The organism is Blautia caecimuris (genome assembly GCF_024622975.1).
Lineage (GTDB): Bacteria > Bacillota > Clostridia > Lachnospirales > Lachnospiraceae > Blautia_A > Blautia_A caecimuris.
The window spans coordinates 1-15,979 of sequence record NZ_JANJZT010000025.1; the positions used below are offsets into that span (position 1 = coordinate 1).

The 15,979-nt window shown below is 49.7% G+C and carries 14 protein-coding genes and 2 pseudogenes; 15 read left to right on the forward strand and 1 reads right to left on the reverse strand.

Annotation, left to right across the window (positions count from 1 at the left end):
* Positions 1-58 precede the first annotated feature (58 nt).
* The 9 genes and pseudogenes from NSA57_RS14430 to NSA57_RS14470 form a co-directional block, all read left to right on the forward strand.
* A pseudogene (locus NSA57_RS14430) lies at positions 59-802 on the forward strand (MSCRAMM family protein); the annotation flags it as partial.
* A 162-nt stretch (positions 803-964) separates the two neighbouring features.
* Positions 965-1,270: a hypothetical protein gene (locus NSA57_RS14435; protein WP_257465207.1), complete on the forward strand. Its 306-nt coding sequence runs from the start codon at positions 965-967 to the stop codon at positions 1,268-1,270.
* An 8-nt stretch (positions 1,271-1,278) separates the two neighbouring features.
* The gene (locus NSA57_RS14440; protein ID WP_135976933.1) at positions 1,279-1,599 is read left to right on the forward strand and encodes a hypothetical protein; all 321 of its coding nucleotides are present in this window, start codon (positions 1,279-1,281) and stop codon (positions 1,597-1,599) included.
* The gene (locus NSA57_RS14445; RefSeq protein WP_257465208.1) at positions 1,589-1,864 is read left to right on the forward strand and encodes a hypothetical protein; all 276 of its coding nucleotides are present in this window, start codon (positions 1,589-1,591) and stop codon (positions 1,862-1,864) included. Before NSA57_RS14440 ends, NSA57_RS14445 begins: the two co-directional genes overlap by 11 nt.
* A 131-nt stretch (positions 1,865-1,995) precedes the next feature.
* The gene (locus NSA57_RS14450; protein ID WP_257465209.1) at positions 1,996-2,601 is read left to right on the forward strand and encodes a hypothetical protein; all 606 of its coding nucleotides are present in this window, start codon (positions 1,996-1,998) and stop codon (positions 2,599-2,601) included.
* Positions 2,601-3,299: pseudogene (locus NSA57_RS19810) on the forward strand (hypothetical protein). Before NSA57_RS14450 ends, NSA57_RS19810 begins: the two are co-directional and overlap by 1 nt.
* 12 nt (positions 3,300-3,311) lie before the next feature.
* Positions 3,312-3,518 (forward strand): hypothetical protein, encoded by a 207-nt coding sequence (locus NSA57_RS14460; RefSeq protein WP_120481501.1) that lies wholly within the window; start codon positions 3,312-3,314, stop codon positions 3,516-3,518.
* Complete coding sequence (locus tag NSA57_RS14465; protein WP_257465210.1) at positions 3,515-3,739, forward strand: hypothetical protein; 225 nt, start codon at positions 3,515-3,517, stop codon at positions 3,737-3,739. The genes NSA57_RS14460 and NSA57_RS14465 overlap by 4 nt, the downstream gene beginning before the upstream one ends.
* Before the next feature lie 71 nt (positions 3,740-3,810).
* Positions 3,811-4,269 carry a hypothetical protein gene (locus NSA57_RS14470; protein ID WP_257465211.1) on the forward strand — a complete coding sequence of 153 codons (459 nt, stop codon included), beginning with the start codon at positions 3,811-3,813 and terminating at the stop codon, positions 4,267-4,269.
* Between the two features lie 101 nt (positions 4,270-4,370).
* Here the strand turns inward: NSA57_RS14470 and NSA57_RS19955 are convergent, their stop codons facing one another.
* Positions 4,371-4,583 (reverse strand): hypothetical protein, encoded by a 213-nt coding sequence (locus tag NSA57_RS19955; RefSeq protein WP_081643976.1) that lies wholly within the window; start codon positions 4,581-4,583, stop codon positions 4,371-4,373.
* Positions 4,584-5,121: 538 nt separating this feature from the next.
* On the opposite strand from NSA57_RS19955, the gene NSA57_RS19960 reads away from it, so the two are divergent.
* The 6 genes from NSA57_RS19960 to NSA57_RS14505 all read left to right on the forward strand — a co-directional run bounded on the left by NSA57_RS19960 (position 5,122) and on the right by NSA57_RS14505 (position 15,909).
* A complete protein-coding gene (locus NSA57_RS19960) occupies positions 5,122-5,475 on the forward strand; it encodes a TnpV protein (RefSeq protein ID WP_257465212.1) in 354 nt (117 codons plus the stop codon).
* Between the two features lie 794 nt (positions 5,476-6,269).
* Positions 6,270-13,070: a helicase-like domain-containing protein gene (locus tag NSA57_RS14485; RefSeq protein WP_257465246.1), complete on the forward strand. Its 6,801-nt coding sequence runs from the start codon at positions 6,270-6,272 to the stop codon at positions 13,068-13,070.
* A gap of 79 nt (positions 13,071-13,149) precedes the next feature.
* Entirely contained in the window at positions 13,150-13,479 is a 330-nt protein-coding gene (locus NSA57_RS14490; protein ID WP_257465213.1) for a DUF6664 family protein, read from the forward strand.
* A 121-nt stretch (positions 13,480-13,600) separates the two neighbouring features.
* On the forward strand, positions 13,601-14,443 hold the full coding sequence (locus tag NSA57_RS14495) for a TIR domain-containing protein (protein WP_257465214.1): 843 nt from the start codon (positions 13,601-13,603) through the stop codon (positions 14,441-14,443).
* Between the two features lie 118 nt (positions 14,444-14,561).
* Entirely contained in the window at positions 14,562-14,909 is a 348-nt protein-coding gene (locus tag NSA57_RS14500; RefSeq protein WP_257465215.1) for a DUF3848 domain-containing protein, read from the forward strand.
* A gap of 10 nt (positions 14,910-14,919) precedes the next feature.
* Complete coding sequence (locus NSA57_RS14505; RefSeq protein WP_257465216.1) at positions 14,920-15,909, forward strand: DUF3991 and TOPRIM domain-containing protein; 990 nt, start codon at positions 14,920-14,922, stop codon at positions 15,907-15,909.
* Positions 15,910-15,979 lie beyond the last annotated feature (70 nt).

The window sequence follows — 15,979 nt, forward strand, 5'->3', positions numbered from 1 at the left end:
ATATAAAATGGATGAAATCAGTGAAGAGGAAGCGGCATCCGTTTGATATAGCAATTATTTAATATTCGTTATACTAGTCAATTACTTTATTACGGGAAATATCGCTCTGACTAAGGTAGACAAGGACTATCCAGACAACAAGCTCACGGGTGCGGTATTTGAGGTTTACTCTGATACGGACGGCAACGGAAAACTGGATAAAAAGGATGAACTTCTCGGCGAGATGGGCGAGGTGGAGAAAGGCGTTTACCAGATGAACGACCTTAGATACGGCAAGTACCTTGTCCGTGAGAAAACCGCCCCGACAGGCTTCGTACTGGATGAGAACGTCTATCCCGTATCCATCGAGGAAAACGGCAAGACCTACAACGTGGAAAATGAAGCGGGCAAAGGCTTCTTGAATGAAGCCCAGAAAGGCTCTCTTAAAATCGTCAAGACATCCTCTGACGGCAGGGTGGAGGGCTTCTCTTTCCGTGTCATCGGCAAGGATTACGACCAGACATTCAAGACGGACAAAAACGGCGAAATCATCATTGACGGCTTGCGTATCGGCGAATACACCGTGTCCGAGGTCAGTGACAAGGCATCCTATTGCTATATCCTGCCCGCCGACCAGAAAGTGACCATCAAGACGGACGAAACGGCAACCGTAACCATGCACAACGAGCTGCGTGACACACCGAAAACAGGCGATGATTTTAATCTCGGCTTGTGGGTGAGCCTTGCGGCGGCATTTACAGCCGGTGCGGGAATCTTCGGGTTTGCAGGCTACCAGTGCGGAAGAAAGAAAAAGGAGGACTAAGCAGGATGAGGGGAAAGACAATCATTGCCATTGTACTTGTGGCGTTTATCGGCGGTGCGGCTGCGTGGCTGCATCTCCGCAGGAAGAAATAAATCAAAGCAGATATTATGTGGATTGGGGCGGTTCAGAATAACCGTCCTCTTTCCATGTATGGAGGTAATTATGGACAGTCTGAAAACCATTGAGGGCAAAGTCAGAGCCGTCCTGCAAGAGAATGAGGACGCCAGAAATGACGACATGGTGCTGTATCTTGCCCTCTGCAACCTTTATTTGAAAGATGCGGGGGCTATGCCGCTTGCCCAGATACTTTTGAACCATAAGGAGCTTGGCTTGCCGAGCTTTGAGAGCGTGGGCAGGACACGCCGAAAGTTGCAGGAGAAATGCCCAGAGCTTTTAGGGAGCGTGCGGATGCAGAAAATCAGAGCCAAAGGGGAAAAGGCATACCGCAGATATGCCAAAGAATCGTGAGGTGAAAGATGCAGGATAAGTCTTTTGAATACGGCGGGCATCATTTTATCCCAGAGCGGCAGTTTACAAAGCGGGAAGATGATTTTTTTAAGATTACCCGCAGATTAAAGACAGATAGGGAACTTGGCTTTTTTGCCGCCGACTATTACGGCAGGGGAAGCCAGAAATTCCCTTACTCTTACGATGATTTTTACGCTGCGTCCACGGACAGGAAGTGCGATATTTTCCGCTGCGTGGAGAACGGCAGGCTGTACGTCCCCTGCCAGTATGAATTGCAGCAATATATGGACGAAAAACAAAAAGAGAGGAGGAACGCCTATGAACGGTGAAACACGCTCCAATCAGGGCTATGAAATCATAGAAAGCTGCACTATCGGGAACACGGAGCTTGTCATCGGGCATCACCCGAAAGCCCCGAACCCTTATGTATGCTGGTACTGCAAGGGCGGCGACAACTACTATTGGGGCTGCTACTGCAACACCCTTGAAGCGGCGAGGGATAAGCTGAACGAACGCTACCAGTCGGAGTGCCAGATGCCATATAACCAACAGCACGATAAAAAGGCGAAGCAGCACGATGGGCGAGAGCGGTAAGGAAAAGAAATATGACTGCACGGACTGTCCTTACCCCCGATATAAGGACAGCCGTGTTATCTTCTGCGACGTCTGCATCCGAAAGGTTTTGGACTGGCAGAGGGAGAAAAAGCAAAGAAAGGAGAAGCCCGATGGAGAATGAAGAAAAACGGATGATTAGCTCCTACGAGGTCACGCAGAGCATCCACATCGGCAAAAAGGAAGTCGTGTTCGGCATAGATGAGAAAGAGGAATACCCGTATCTTGTCTGCTGCTGCACTTACGACAACCCGCTGTCCGCAGAATGGGTGACGGATGCGGTCGGCTCTGACGACTATCTGGAAGCCATGCAGATGTTTACCGACAGGGTGCAGGAACAGATAGGGAGTGTAAGAGCCGAGCAGGAACAGTTCAAGTTTGACATGACCCCGTTTACCATAGACGACTGCATCCCAGACGACAAATGCGGCAGCATTGTGGGAAAGGTCGTCGTCATCAATGCGGAGGTCAACCGCCATGAGTACAGGCATTCTGCCTACCAGCTTGTACTGGCAGACGGCGGTCATGGTGCTTTGGGCGGCAGGGGGCAGGCGGTGTTCGGCACTTCCCTTGCGGACGGCAAGCACGCCCGATGGGAAAGGTATGATGTGCTTGGGGAAATCAAGCCAGAGAAGATGCCCGACTGGGCAAAGGAAGCACTCGCAAAAATCCAGTCACAGGAAAAGGCGAAAAAATCAAAGAGCAGGGAGGAACGCTGATGGAGATACGGGCTTTGACACAATCCGAACAGAAATACACCTATGCCCAGAGTATGCAGCTTGAGGGGTAGACGGGGTGCATTGGGCATCTCCGTGGGGACTTTGGCGGCTCTGGGAACGAGTTTCATACCGATTGGTCTGACACAAGGGAACAGTGGAAAACCGATGAATTTAAGGCAGGGCTTGACGATGTAATCAACGCCCTGCGTGAAGATAAGGGGCTTCTGCACAGCCGCCGTGATATGTCGTCGGCTGCAAGGCAATCCCCCGATGCCGCCTTTATGGGGAACTACTGTACTGAGTACGGTTTCCGTGTGGACACCGACAAGCACGCTTTCCTGCTCCGCTGCAACCCCACAAAGGGCGATTACAATTTTTACTGCTACTGCTATGTGAAAGAATGGCTCGACAGGCATATATCCAGAGCAGAACAGGGAATCCGCTTTATTGACCCCCATTACAAAGAGCTGTTCCGCATCCCAGACGGCGGGAAAATCATTATCACTTATGATTGGGGAGAAAAGGCGGAAAAAAGCTGCCGTTTCATTGACGAATACCATACCGAGGTGGGCAGCAACCTCTACCACATCTGCGAGTTTGCCGAGCGTATGGAAAGGAACGGGCATAGCTGCGAACCGAAGCCGCAAGAGCCGCCGTCCGCACAGAAAGCCCCGAAGCACAAAGACCATGAGCGATAGGAGGTATGGGATATGGCAGTCAACCAGAAAGCCGTTAAGGTTCTAAATAAGATATTTGAAGCGGGCTTTACCGAAGAAAAAGCTATCGCCGCCATGACGATGGACGACATTCTCTCCATGCAGGGAATCACGGTGGCGGACATCACGCTCATCAACGAGCTGCAAAAAAGCATCAAGGGGAACAGGGTCATCTCATTTCTGGGAGGTGGCACGGAGTGAACGCAGCAAGGCAGGTCTGCATGACGGACAGCAAAGGCAGGACGCTTTTTTCTGTCCCCGATGGCGACATCATCCGTATGTTTTATGGGAACGGGGAGGATTATTTTGCCGTCTGCCGCTATCTGGACGAAACCCATGCAGAGATTGACGGCGTAAGGTACGCCGTTCGGGAGTTCGCAAGGCGAATGGAAAGAAATAAAATCAGCTATGCCCCTGCTTAAATGTGGGGCATGGACAACAGGAGGATTGATATTTTTATGGAACAGGTTGTTTTGTCGGGCGGTGATAAAGAGTGAGTACCGAGTTAATCAACCGCATCACGGTAAAGAAAGACGGCGTGTATGTATCTTCCCACAGCTCCAACGACACTTCTCCGTACCATTCATGGAGGTGCAGGGGATTGTCGGAAATCTATGACGCCGAGGGGCAGAAAGGGCTTGACCGTGAGGTCATCCGTATGCTCTATGAGTATGCCGAGCTACGTGGCTCCCATAAGAGCCTTGCCCGTTACCGCTACGCAAAGGACGCCCCCGCAGCCCATGCCATTTACAAGAAGTATATGGACAAAATAGACGACCGCTACGGGCAGATGGACGAAGCCGACCAGAACAGCGTCTGGTACAAGCCCACGGAAAAGGCAAAGGAGTACCGAGCCTATGAGCAGGACATGCGGGAAAAGATGTATTCCGAAATCGCTGAAAGATGCGGGGAATACGACAGGAAGCAGAAAAACAAAGATTTGGAACGATAAGGAGGTGTGAGCCTATGGCTGCAAAGTACCAGCTTATTACGGAGCTGTACCGCCGCACGGGGATGGCGGTCGCAAAGAACCCGCAGGCTTGGCAGGGCTTTTTATCCTCTGCCTGCCACAATTACAAGTGCCGCTTTGACGAGCAGCTCCTGATTTACGCCCAACGCCCCGATGCCACCGCCGTAGCCGAGATTGGCACATGGAACAGGCTCTTTAAGCGTTGGGTGAACAAGGACAGCAAGGGGATTGCGGTCTTTGACCCGAAAGGGCGCAGGAACACGCTGAAATACTATTTTGACGTTTCCGACACCCATGAGGGCTACTACGGCAGCCGAGCCGTCCCGATATGGCAGATGGATAAGCGGTATGAGCAGCCCGTCATGGAACGGCTTGCGGACAGGTTCGGCGGCACGGAGGGCGGCGACCTTGCCACGTTTTTAATTCAGACAGCGGAGAACGCCGTGGAGGACAATTTACCCGATTACCTCTCACAGCTAAAGGGCTGCACGAAAGACAGCTTTTTAGAGGAACTGGACGACTATAATATAGAAGTGATTTACAAACGGCTTGCCGCAAACAGCGTCGCCTATATGCTGTTAAGCCGCTGCGGTCTGGATGCGGGAGGATATTTTGAGCGTGAGGACTTTGCGGAGATTATAAATTTCAACACGCCCCAGACGCTGAACGCCATCGGCATCGCCACAAGCGACATTTCCGAGATGGCGTTGCGGGAAATCTCTGCGGCAGTACGAAATGTGCAAATCGAAGCTAGAGGTCAGAACCGCACATTTGCAAGGAATATCACAAGCCAGTATGATAAAGGCAGGAAACAACCCGAAAGGAGCGAAAATAATGAGCGAAATCACTTACACGAAGCAGGCGGATTACCTTATACCCGACCTGACATTACCGACAGAGCCAGAGCTTCCGCTTGGCAGGTACGCTTTGATGCACAGGGATTATCTGGAAAACCACAAAAGGGTGACGTACCTCAACCTGCTGACAGAGGGCAGGCTGAACGAACACTTACACCAGACCGAGCAGACGGCGTTGCAGCGGCTGGAGCTTCTGACGAAGCAGTTAGCAGCCGAGCAGGGAGTGACGGAGGAGCTGAAAGAAAAAGCCCCGATGCAGTGGCTCGGCATGATGAACAGCATCCGCAGCCGGGCGGAGGAAGTGATACTGGACGAGCTGATTTTCAGTTAGAAACACCAGAACCGCAGTCGGACGGTGGCAGGTGGGAAGAAGAAAAAGCCACGGCACAGACCGCAGAGCCAGAGAAACAGACAGAAAAAGAAAAAGGCAGCGTTGCCAATGAGGAAGAAGTTGCCGTCAATCTCCCGACCGTAGATGAACAGATTGAAATGATTGTTGAAGCAGAGGACGAAAAAGCCTCTGCTTTTGCCGTTTCACAGGAGGACATTGATGCCGTCCTCATAAAAGGGAACAGCGTTGCCAACGGGAAATATCGCATTTACCACCAGTTTCAGAAGCAGGAAGATAAAAAGAAGAACATTGATTTTCTGAAAAGGGAATACGGCACGGGCGGCTTCTTTGTTAATTTTTTAGACGGCACGGAGGGGTATGTGTGGTACAGCGGCAAGGGAATATCCATAGACCGTGACAGCATTTCCACCGAACACGACCTTGTTCTGAGCTGGTCAAAAGCGGAAAAACGGCTGCGGGAGCTGGTTAAGGATAACCGTTACCTCAATCCCAAAGAAAAAGACCATTACGCCGACTATCTGGAAAGCGTGTCTGCCCCGCAGTATGAAATCGACACCCAGAGGAAACTGGCAAGGCAGCGTTTTATTGAGGAAAAAAGGGAGCTGCCCCCTGCGGACAAGCGGGACACGCTTGCCTTGCGTCTTTCTAATTTTATCCTAGACTTGGACGGTTACGAGAAAGACTTGTTGGGCGTGATTGGATGCAGGGATTTTGCGGATATGCCCGCCGACCTTATGGAACAGACATTGCAGCATCCCGACAACGTGCAGGAGATGTTAGACTTTCTCTCCCTTGTGCAGAAAAAGACAACCAGTGTTTACAGCCGCAGCAATGCGTGGCGTTTCTCGCAGGAGCTTACGGAGTTGTACCCTCTCCGCTACCTCTACCATGAGGGCGACGTGGTGTATATCGGGGCGGACAAATATGAGGTCATCGCCTTTGATGAGAACGCTGTTTCTCTGCGAAATGCGGAGTTCCCATTGTTCGGAAAGGAGTTTAGCAGGGAGGATTTTGAGGAAAAGTTAGAAGAAAACCCTGCAAACGACCATTTAAAAACAGTCATTACCGAGAGTCAGAAAACAGAAACACTTGCCGAGGAAAAGCCCGACAGCATCACACTCGCTATCGGATTTTCCGAGCATCCCGCCTTTTATGACAAGGAGCTGAACGACCGATTTACGGATTTGAGTTTCGCTCTTGGGAATAAGCTGCTCGGCGTTCTGGACGAAAAGCAGCATCGGGAAAGGGAAAATGAGGATAACCATGTCGGCTGGTATCACAAGACCGATTTTGAAATCCATGCCGTCATCGGCGGCGAGAAATTTAACTACGAGGGACGGTTTGACATCGGCGACGGCGAGGGGGATTTAACCGCCCATATCCGAAATTTTTATGAATATTCCCTCTCCCCCGACTGCCCGTTTATCCCAGAATGGAAACGGCAGGGCGAAGATTACTACCGAGAGAAAATGGAATCCCTGCGTCTGGGGCATGACGTGTTTATCCCGTTCTTGGAACAGAACACGGAGCTGACCCCAGAGGATGAAAAGCGGCTTGGAGAGATAATGGCTACCGAGGAGGACTGGTTTCACAGGAGAAAAGAGCCTGCCGAGGAAGAACTTTTGGAACAGGCGAAAGGCTGCATCGACGCATACTGCGATGCGGAGTTTGGCGGCGACGCCGAAGTGGACTATACGGATTTGTCCAACGTCAAGATTGCATTTAAAAATACCGAGGACGGCTTGCACGGGATACAGGCATCCGCCAACCTCTTGCAGTACCGCATGGAAACGTATGTGGACGGCGTTCTTGCGGAATATACGCAGTACAGCGACCTTGCCGACCTTATCCAGAACGCACTTTCCAATCTGTATTACCATGATTTAGTGTCCTTGACGGAGGAACAGCTTGAGCCGTTCTATCGGGAGGAAAACACAAAGGCGGCTGAAAACCCAAGCCCAGATATTAGTTCTGATGCCATAGAGCAAACCCCGCACTACACGGTAGAGCAGACTTCCGATGCCTTTGCCGACCCGTTTATCATACGGAATAACCAAGCCCCAGAGGAAGGTGCCGACCGATACTATGACATGGGCGGTATCTACCAGACGTTTGAAACCGAGGAAGAAGCGCAGGAATACGCCGACACTTTAAATCATGCGGAGCGTGAGGGACAGCAGAAATCAGAGCCTGCCCCGTCTGGGACAGACAGACCGCAGGATAATTCTGACCTTATCGGCAAAGAGCTTATGATTGACAACCGCCGTTATCTTATCGAGAGTGTCGGAAAAATCAGCGGCGATGTTTCCATGCGTGACATTACGTTTCAGAACAGCGTGGGCTTTCCGATAAACCGTGTGGAGAAAGTTGGCTATGTCCGCAGGCTTTTGGAGCAGGCAGAGAAAGAATCACAGCCCGAAGAAAAATCAGAATCCCCCGCAGTGCCAACCACGGAAACCGTAGCGGAATACCCCGCCGTGGAGAACGGGCTTCCTTATGACATTGTGGTGGAGAAGATACGCTTTGACGAGCCAGAGCAGAAAACCCAGAGCCAGAATCTGGCAGACACGCTCCGCTCCAGACTGGAAACGGCGGAAGATAGTGCGGGACATGCCGCATTGCAAGAGGATATAAACACCCTTTTCATGGATAAGAACGGCGACAGCCTTGTGGGGATTGCTTCGGATGAGTGGCTGAAACGGCTTGCGGCAATGCCAGATGATGAGTTCCGCAAATATGCGGACAGTTACCAGAAAGGCAATCTGAACGCCTATAAGCTGCTCCCCCTCTCCGCTGAACGCCATAACTACCGCATTACCGATGATAATTTAGGCGTTGGCGGAGCAAAAGAGAAGTTCCGCAACAATATGTCCGCAATCCGACTTCTCCATGACCTTCAGATAGAAAACCGCCTTGCCACGCCCGAAGAACAGGAAACTCTTGCAAAATACGTCGGTTGGGGCGGTCTGTCAATGGCGTTTGACAGCAACAATACGGCTTGGGCAAATGAATATAAGGAATTAAAAGCGGCACTCTCCGACGAGGAATACCATGCCGCTATGGAATCCACGCTGACCGCTTTTTATACGCCGCCTGTTGTCATCAAGGCAATGTATGAAGCCCTTGACCGTCTGGGATTTTCACAGGGGAATATTTTAGAGCCGTCCTGCGGTACGGGGAATTTCTTAGGATTGCTGCCCGACAGCATGGAGAAATCAAAGCTGCACGGCATTGAGATTGACCCGTTATCGGGCAGGATTGCGAAGCAGCTCTACCAGAAAGCCAGCATCGCCATCGAGGGGTTTGAGGAAACGAAGCTCCCAGACAGCCATTTTGACGTGGTGCTTGGAAACATCCCGTTCGGGGAGTTCAAGGTCAACGACAGCCGCTACAATGCCCAGAAGTTCCTAATCCACGACTATTTTATCGCAAAGGCTCTGGACAAGGTGCGCTCAGGCGGCGTTGTGATGTTCATCACCTCTAAGGGTACGATGGACAAGGCAAGCCCAGAGGTGCGGAAATATATCGCACGGAGAGCCGAGCTTTTAGGGGCGGTAAGGCTTCCCGACAATACGTTTCGGGCAAACGCAGGCACGGAGGTCACGAGCGACATCCTTATTTTACAGAAACGTGACCGCATGATAGAGATAGAGCCAGAGTGGGTACACCTCGACACAGACGAAAACGGCGTCACGATGAACAGTTACTTTGTCCAGCATCCAGAGATGGTGCTTGGCGAGATGAAGATGGAAAGCACAAGGTTCGGCATGGACAGCGTTTGCGAAGCCTACCAAGACGTGCCGCTTGCGGGGCTTCTCCATGAAGCCATGCAGCGGATAGACGGTGAAATCCCAGAGATAGAAAATGAGGTTGACCGTATCTCTGACGAGCAGGAGAAAGACATCCCCGCTGACCCAAACGTGCGGAACTTCTCTTTTACCCTTGTGGGAGGAAAGGTCTACTTCCGAGAGAATAACGGGATGACCCCCGCCAACGTATCCATGACGGCGGAGAACCGCATCAGGGGGCTGTTGGAAATCCGTGACTGCGTGAGGAAGCTCATCCAGTACCAGACCGACGACTGCCCAGAGGAAATGATACAGACCGAGCAGGAAAACCTAAACCGATTATACGATGCCTTTACCAAAAAGTACGGCTTAATCAACAGCAGGGGGAACTATCTTGCTTTTGCGGCGGACGAGAGCTACTTCCTTTTATGTTCTCTGGAAGTGCTTGACGACGAGGGGAAATTCAAACGCAAGGCGGATATGTTCACGAAACGGACGATAAAGCCCCACCGTGAAGTGACCTTTGTGGAAACCGCCAGCGAAGCCCTCGCACTCTCCATCGGGGAGAAAGCCCGTGTCGATTTGGAGTATATGGCACGGCTCACTTGCAGGTCGGAGGAAGAAATTATCAAGGAATTGCAGGGAGTTATTTATAAAGTTCCATCTTCCGAGCCTGCAAGGTATGTGACCGCAGACGAGTATTTGTCGGGCAATGTGCGGGAGAAACTGAAAGTTGCAGAGGTAGCGGCAAAGTCAGACCCAGAGCTTGCAGCCAACGTGGCAGCACTGGAAAAGGTCATTCCGAAAGACCTGCCCGCAAGCGAAATCTCCGTCCGTCTGGGTACGACGTGGATACCGCAGGAGGATATACAGCAGTTCATGGTGGAGCTTCTAACGCCGTCAAGCTATGCGGCGGGCAGGCTGCAAGTGCGCTACACGGCGTATAACGGCGACTGGTTCATTGAGAATAAGAGTTCCGACGTGGGGAATGTCAAAGCGGACAGCACTTACGGCACGAAGCGGGCAAGTGCATACCGCATCATGGAGGACACTTTGAATCTCCGTGACACCCGTATCTTTGATTATGTTTATGATGAACACAACAATAAAAAAGCGGTGCTGAACCATAAGGAAACCACGGCGGCGCAGGCAAAGCAGGAGGTGATAAAGCAGGCGTTTCAGGACTGGATATGGAAAGACCCAGAACGCAGAAATCGCCTTGTACGCTACTACAATGACACATTCAATTCCATCCGTCCCCGTGAATATGACGGAAGCCATATCACGTTCGGCGGCATCAGCCCAGAAATCCAGCTAAGACCCCACCAAGTCAATGCGATTGCCCATATCCTTTACGGCGGCAACACGCTCCTTGCCCACAAGGTAGGGGCGGGGAAAACCTTTGAAATGGTCGCCGCCGCACAGGAAAGCAAACGGTTAGGGCTATGCCAGAAATCCATGTTTGTCGTCCCGAACTACCTTGTCGGGCAGTGGGCGTCGGAGTATTTACGGCTCTACCCATCTGCCAATATCCTTGTCACGACCAAGCGGGATTTTGAAACGGGAAACCGCAAAAAGTTCTGCGGCAGGATTGCGACAGGGGCTTATGATGCGGTGATTATCGGTCACTCGCAGTTCGAGAAAATCCCCATCAGCGAGGAACGCCAGAGGGAACAGCTCATGCGTCAGCTTGACGATATTGAGCGTGGCATTGACGACGTGCAGGCATCCCACGGGGAGCAGTTCACGGTCAAGCAGCTCATGAAAACGAGGAAAGCAATCAAGGCGAAGCTCGACAAACTCAACGACACCAAGCGGAAAGACAGCGTGATAAACTTCGAGGAATTGGGCATAGACAGGCTCTTTATAGACGAAAGTCATTTTTACAAGAACCTCTATTTATTTACCAAGATGCGGAACGTCGGCGGTATCGCCCAGACCGAAGCCCAGAAATCCAGCGATTTGTTTATGAAATGCCGCTATCTGGACGAAATCACGGGCAACCGTGGCGTGGTTTTCGCAACGGGGACGCCTATCAGTAACTCGATGGTCGAGATGTATTCCGTGCAGCGGTACTTGCAGTATGACACCCTCGCAAGGAACGGGTTGCAGCATTTTGACAGTTGGGCTTCCACGTTCGGCGAAACAGTCACAGCTCTGGAACTCGCCCCAGAGGGGACGAATTACCGAGCAAAGACAAGGTTTGCGAAGTTCTACAACCTGCCAGAGCTTATGCAGATGTTCCGTGAGGTTGCGGACATCCAGACCGCCGATATGCTAAAGCTGCCCGTGCCAAAGGTCAATTACCACAACATCAAGACAAAGCCGAGCCAAATCCAGACGGAAATGGTGGCGGGGCTTGCGAAGCGGGCAGAGAAAATCCGTGCAAGACTCGTAAAACCACAATTCGATAATATGCTCAAAGTGACAAACGACGGGCGGCAGCTTGCCCTAGACCAGAGATTGATTGACCCGATGCTGCCAGACGACCCGAACAGCAAAGTCAACGCCTGCGTGGAAAATATGTACCGCATCTGGGAGGGACACGCCGACACAAAGGCTGCACAGCTCTTGTTTTGCGACCTCAGCACACCGAAAAATGACGGCATGTTTAATGTCTACGATGACATGAGGGAAAAGTTGATACGGCGTGGAATCCCTGCGGAGCAAGTGCGTTTCATCCATGAAGCGAATACCGACGCACAGAAAAAGGAGCTGTTCGCAAAGGTAAGGAGCGGCGAAGTGCGTATATTGTTCGGCTCTACCCAGAAGATGGGCGCAGGTACAAACGTGCAGGACAGGCTGATTGCCATTCATAACCTCGACTGCCCGTGGAAGCCGTCATGCTTGGAACAGCGTCAAGGTCGTCTGGAACGTCAGGGCAATATGTTTCCAGAGGTTGAAGTCTACCGCTATGTGACGGAACAGACATTTGATGCGTACCTCTATCAGCTCGTCGAGGGAAAGCAGAAATTCATCTCCCAGATAATGACGAGCAAAAGCCCCGTGCGTTCTGCCGAGGACGTGGACGAAGTCGCCCTCTCCTTTGCAGAGGTAAAAATGCTGGCTACGGGCGACGAGCGTTTCAAGGAAAAAATGGATTTGGACATGCAGGTGGCGAAGCTGAAAGTCTTGAAACAGAGCTACCTTTCCGAGCATTACGACCTTGAGGACAGGATACTGAAGCACTACCCGCAGGAGATTAAGGAGTATGGGGAACGCATTGTAGGATATGGGAATGATGCCAAAATTGCCAGCCAGCATATGCCGCAGGGCGAGGACAAGTTCTGCCCGATGACCTTAAACGGCGTGACCTACAAAGAAAAAGCGGACGCAGGCGGGATGCTGCTTGCCATCTGCAAGGAAAACCCGCTGTCACAGCCGATACAAATCGGCAGCTACCGTGGCTTCCAGATGGAGGTTTTCTATGATACCGTCAATGCACACTATTGTCTGAACCTCTGCGGGATGAGGAAATATAAGGTGGATTTAGGGACGGATGCCCTCGGCAATCTGACCCGAATCGAGAATGAGATTGCCAAGCTCCCCGCAAGGCTGGAAGCCGCCAAGACCAGAAAGGAGGAAACCACCGCACAGCTTGAAACCGCAAAAGAGGAAGTGAAGAAGCCGTTTGCCTTTGAAAACGAGCTGAAAGAAAAGACGGAGCGGCTGAACGCCCTCAATATCGAACTGAATCTGAATGAAAAAGACAGCTCTGTTATTGACGATGAGCCAGAGCAGAACGATGAGCAGCCAGAGAAGAAATGCACGAACAGGGAGCGTTAAATCCAGTTTGCATATTTGTACTGCTGATTTTGGGGTATTATAATAAGGACGATTAGAAAAAAATCGGAGGTGAGGAAGAATGTCTGATGCGTTCAGATTTGGAACTTTTGTAGACGTCCACAGCAATGTATTTAATGAATACCTCGGCTCTGTCGTGGCAAAGCTGTCCAGAGAAAACGAGGAATACAGTGCCGTGAGAGCCGAGATTGAGAGCCTTTATGAAAAATATCCGAAAGTCTTAGGCGTGTTTGACACGGAAACGGCAACGGAACTGACCGAGGAAGAATGTGCCTTACTGATTAAAGTGATGGAGCTTAGGAACAAACTTACGGACATGGAGATGCAGTCGGTCTACTTCCGTGGCTGCTATGACAGCGTGGGGTATCTGAAAAAGGCAGGGATTTTATAATGGACTGACCGAGAAAAGGGCGGTGTCGGCGTAAAGCTGATGCCGTCTTTTACATATCATAGCAGTGGAAAAATTTACAATTATATGATATAATCAAAAAAATTGAAGAGGAGGAAAAATAATGTATTATCATATTCTGATAGAAACTAATGAAAAAGTGGGCAAGTCAAAACAAAATAAAATTATAACAGAGATCGACATTGAGAATAAGGATGAAATTATAAATGATATTTTAATGCCCTACTTAGTGGGCACAGAAATTGTTTTTAATGGATATTTTTTGAACAAAAAAGATATTATGCGGTTAAAGATTGTTACAACAGAACAATCAGGGAAAAAGATATTAGAAGATAAATCGAGACGTATGTCAGCGAGTGGAATACTTTATTGTGCATCGTCTACAGATATTTTTACTTCTGATGATTATATAACAGATGTGACAAAAACATTGTTATTAGAAGCGAGAGAAAAGGTAGATAATCCTATTTCAATAACGGAACATCAAGAAGAAAAACAAGATAAAACAAAAGTTTTTATAGTTCATGGTAGAGATAGCGAAGCAAAACTCGAAGTAGCACGTTTTATAGAAAGAATGGGATTTGAACCTATCATTTTACACGAGCAAGCTAGTGAAGGCATGACTATTATAGAAAAGATTGAAAAATATTCGGATGTTGGTTTTGGAATTATTTTATATACCCCATGTGATGTTGGTTATGAAAGGGATGATGAAAATTCAAAAATGTTTAGGGCAAGGCAGAACGTGGTTTTTGAGCATGGATATTTGATTGCTAAATTAGGAAGAGGCAATGTTTGTGCATTAGTGAAGCAAGACGTTGAAAGACCGAACGATATATCGGGGATAGTATATATTCCGTTTGATTCTAATGATGGGTGGAAAATCCCTTTAGCAAAAGAAATGAAAAATTCTGGATTTGAGGTAGATTTTAATTTGTTCTTATAAATGTTACACTTGTGTCTATTTGGAGATTAAAAATCAAAGTTAAAAATCTTTTTACATAGCCGAGAGGTTTTCACAACGAAAATCCCTCGGCTTATTTTATTTTCAAGGAGGTGTGTGATTGGATTACCAAAAGTACAGACAGTCCCTTAACCAAAAACTGGCTAAAAAAGTACAGTGTGAGCTTGCCGATTTCCGTGAGGATATTCTAAGCAAAAGCCCGCAGGAGATTTACGATGCCGCATATCAAATCATCCTAAAAAGCGATATTGCAGAGTGCCTTTTCGAAGCGGATTATTCCCCGCAGGCGGCAAAAGCCCTTATGAAATCCCCGAATCTTTTGCAGGATATTTATGAGGAATGGCTTGGACGGGAGGACTCCCACATGGATGAACTGCGCCAGACCATCGCAGATTTTAAGTCCTATATGGTTAAGACGGAAAAGATTTTGTCTGGGAAAGAGAGGTGAGCTTGTTTGGATGAGAAGTAACAGACCCTATGTGCAGATTGACCCAGACGTACTTGAGCAGGCAAGGCAGATAGATTTGTTGTCTTATCTTAGAGCCTACGAACCGAGCAACCTTGTCAAAGTCAAAGGCACGACGAACGTCTACTGTACCGCTGAGCATGACAGCTTGAAGATTTCCAACGGCAAATGGTACTGGTGGTCGAGGGGCTTCGGCGGCTATTCCGCCCTTGATTATCTGATGAAAGTCAAGGAATACGGCTTTGTGGAAGCCGTGGAAACCCTCACGGGACAGACGATGGCGGACTGGAAGCCGCCGCTCCCTGCCGTGAAAAAAGACGAGCCAAAGGTGCTGCTCCTGCCGCCGAAGAACAAAAACTGCGACAGGGTGACGGAGTATCTTTTCGGGCGTGGCATTGACTACCAGCTTATCCAAGAGTGTATTGCCGAGGGGATTATATTTGAAAGTGCCGACTACCACAACGCTGTTTTCATCGGGAAAGATGAAAGTGGGACGCCAAAGTACGCCGCCTGCCGTGGCACGATGCGGAGCTTCAAGCGTGACGCATCGGGCAGCGACAAGCGGTATTCGTTCCGCTTGCTGGCAAAAGAGCCGACCGATGCCGTGCATTTATTTGAAGCCGCCATTGATTTACTCTCCTACGCCACCTATTTAAAATGTGAGGGAAAAGATTATAAAGCGGAGAATCTTCTCTCCCTGTCGGGCGTGTACCAGCCGAAGAAAGAGCTGAAAGAAAGCAAATTCCCTGTTGCCCTCACGACTTTTTTGAAAGCAAACCCGCAAATCAAGACCATATTTCTGCATCTGGATAAGGACAAAGCAGGTCGTTTATGTACCGCCGCCTTGAAAGAATTGTTGCAGAAAGACTACCGAATTGTTGATGAACCGCCGCCAATCGGCAAGGACTTCAACGATTTTTTAATGTCCTATCTGGGGATTGCAAGGCAGAAACCGAGCCGTGAAAGGAGGGATGCCCGCTGACTGAATGAAGATTTTCAGTAAGAAATGACCGTAACTATCAAAAAATTTTAGACAGAAAGGGAGGAAAGAA

Coding starts and splice junctions, on each gene's coding strand:
- NSA57_RS14490 (WP_257465213.1), top strand. CDS start 13,150: ATGTCTGATGCGTTCAGATTTGGAACTTTTGTAGACGTCCACAGCAAT.
- NSA57_RS14505 (WP_257465216.1), top strand. CDS start 14,920: ATGAGAAGTAACAGACCCTATGTGCAGATTGACCCAGACGTACTTGAG.
- NSA57_RS14450 (WP_257465209.1), top strand. CDS start 1,996: ATGGAGAATGAAGAAAAACGGATGATTAGCTCCTACGAGGTCACGCAG.
- NSA57_RS19960 (WP_257465212.1), top strand. CDS start 5,122: ATGAGCGAAATCACTTACACGAAGCAGGCGGATTACCTTATACCCGAC.
- NSA57_RS14460 (WP_120481501.1), top strand. CDS start 3,312: ATGGCAGTCAACCAGAAAGCCGTTAAGGTTCTAAATAAGATATTTGAA.
- NSA57_RS19955 (WP_081643976.1), bottom strand. CDS start 4,583: ATGGGTGTCGGAAACGTCAAAATAGTATTTCAGCGTGTTCCTGCGCCC.
- NSA57_RS14440 (WP_135976933.1), top strand. CDS start 1,279: ATGCAGGATAAGTCTTTTGAATACGGCGGGCATCATTTTATCCCAGAG.
- NSA57_RS14485 (WP_257465246.1), top strand. CDS start 6,270: ATGTTAGACTTTCTCTCCCTTGTGCAGAAAAAGACAACCAGTGTTTAC.
- NSA57_RS14435 (WP_257465207.1), top strand. CDS start 965: ATGGACAGTCTGAAAACCATTGAGGGCAAAGTCAGAGCCGTCCTGCAA.
- NSA57_RS14495 (WP_257465214.1), top strand. CDS start 13,601: ATGTATTATCATATTCTGATAGAAACTAATGAAAAAGTGGGCAAGTCA.
- NSA57_RS14445 (WP_257465208.1), top strand. CDS start 1,589: ATGAACGGTGAAACACGCTCCAATCAGGGCTATGAAATCATAGAAAGC.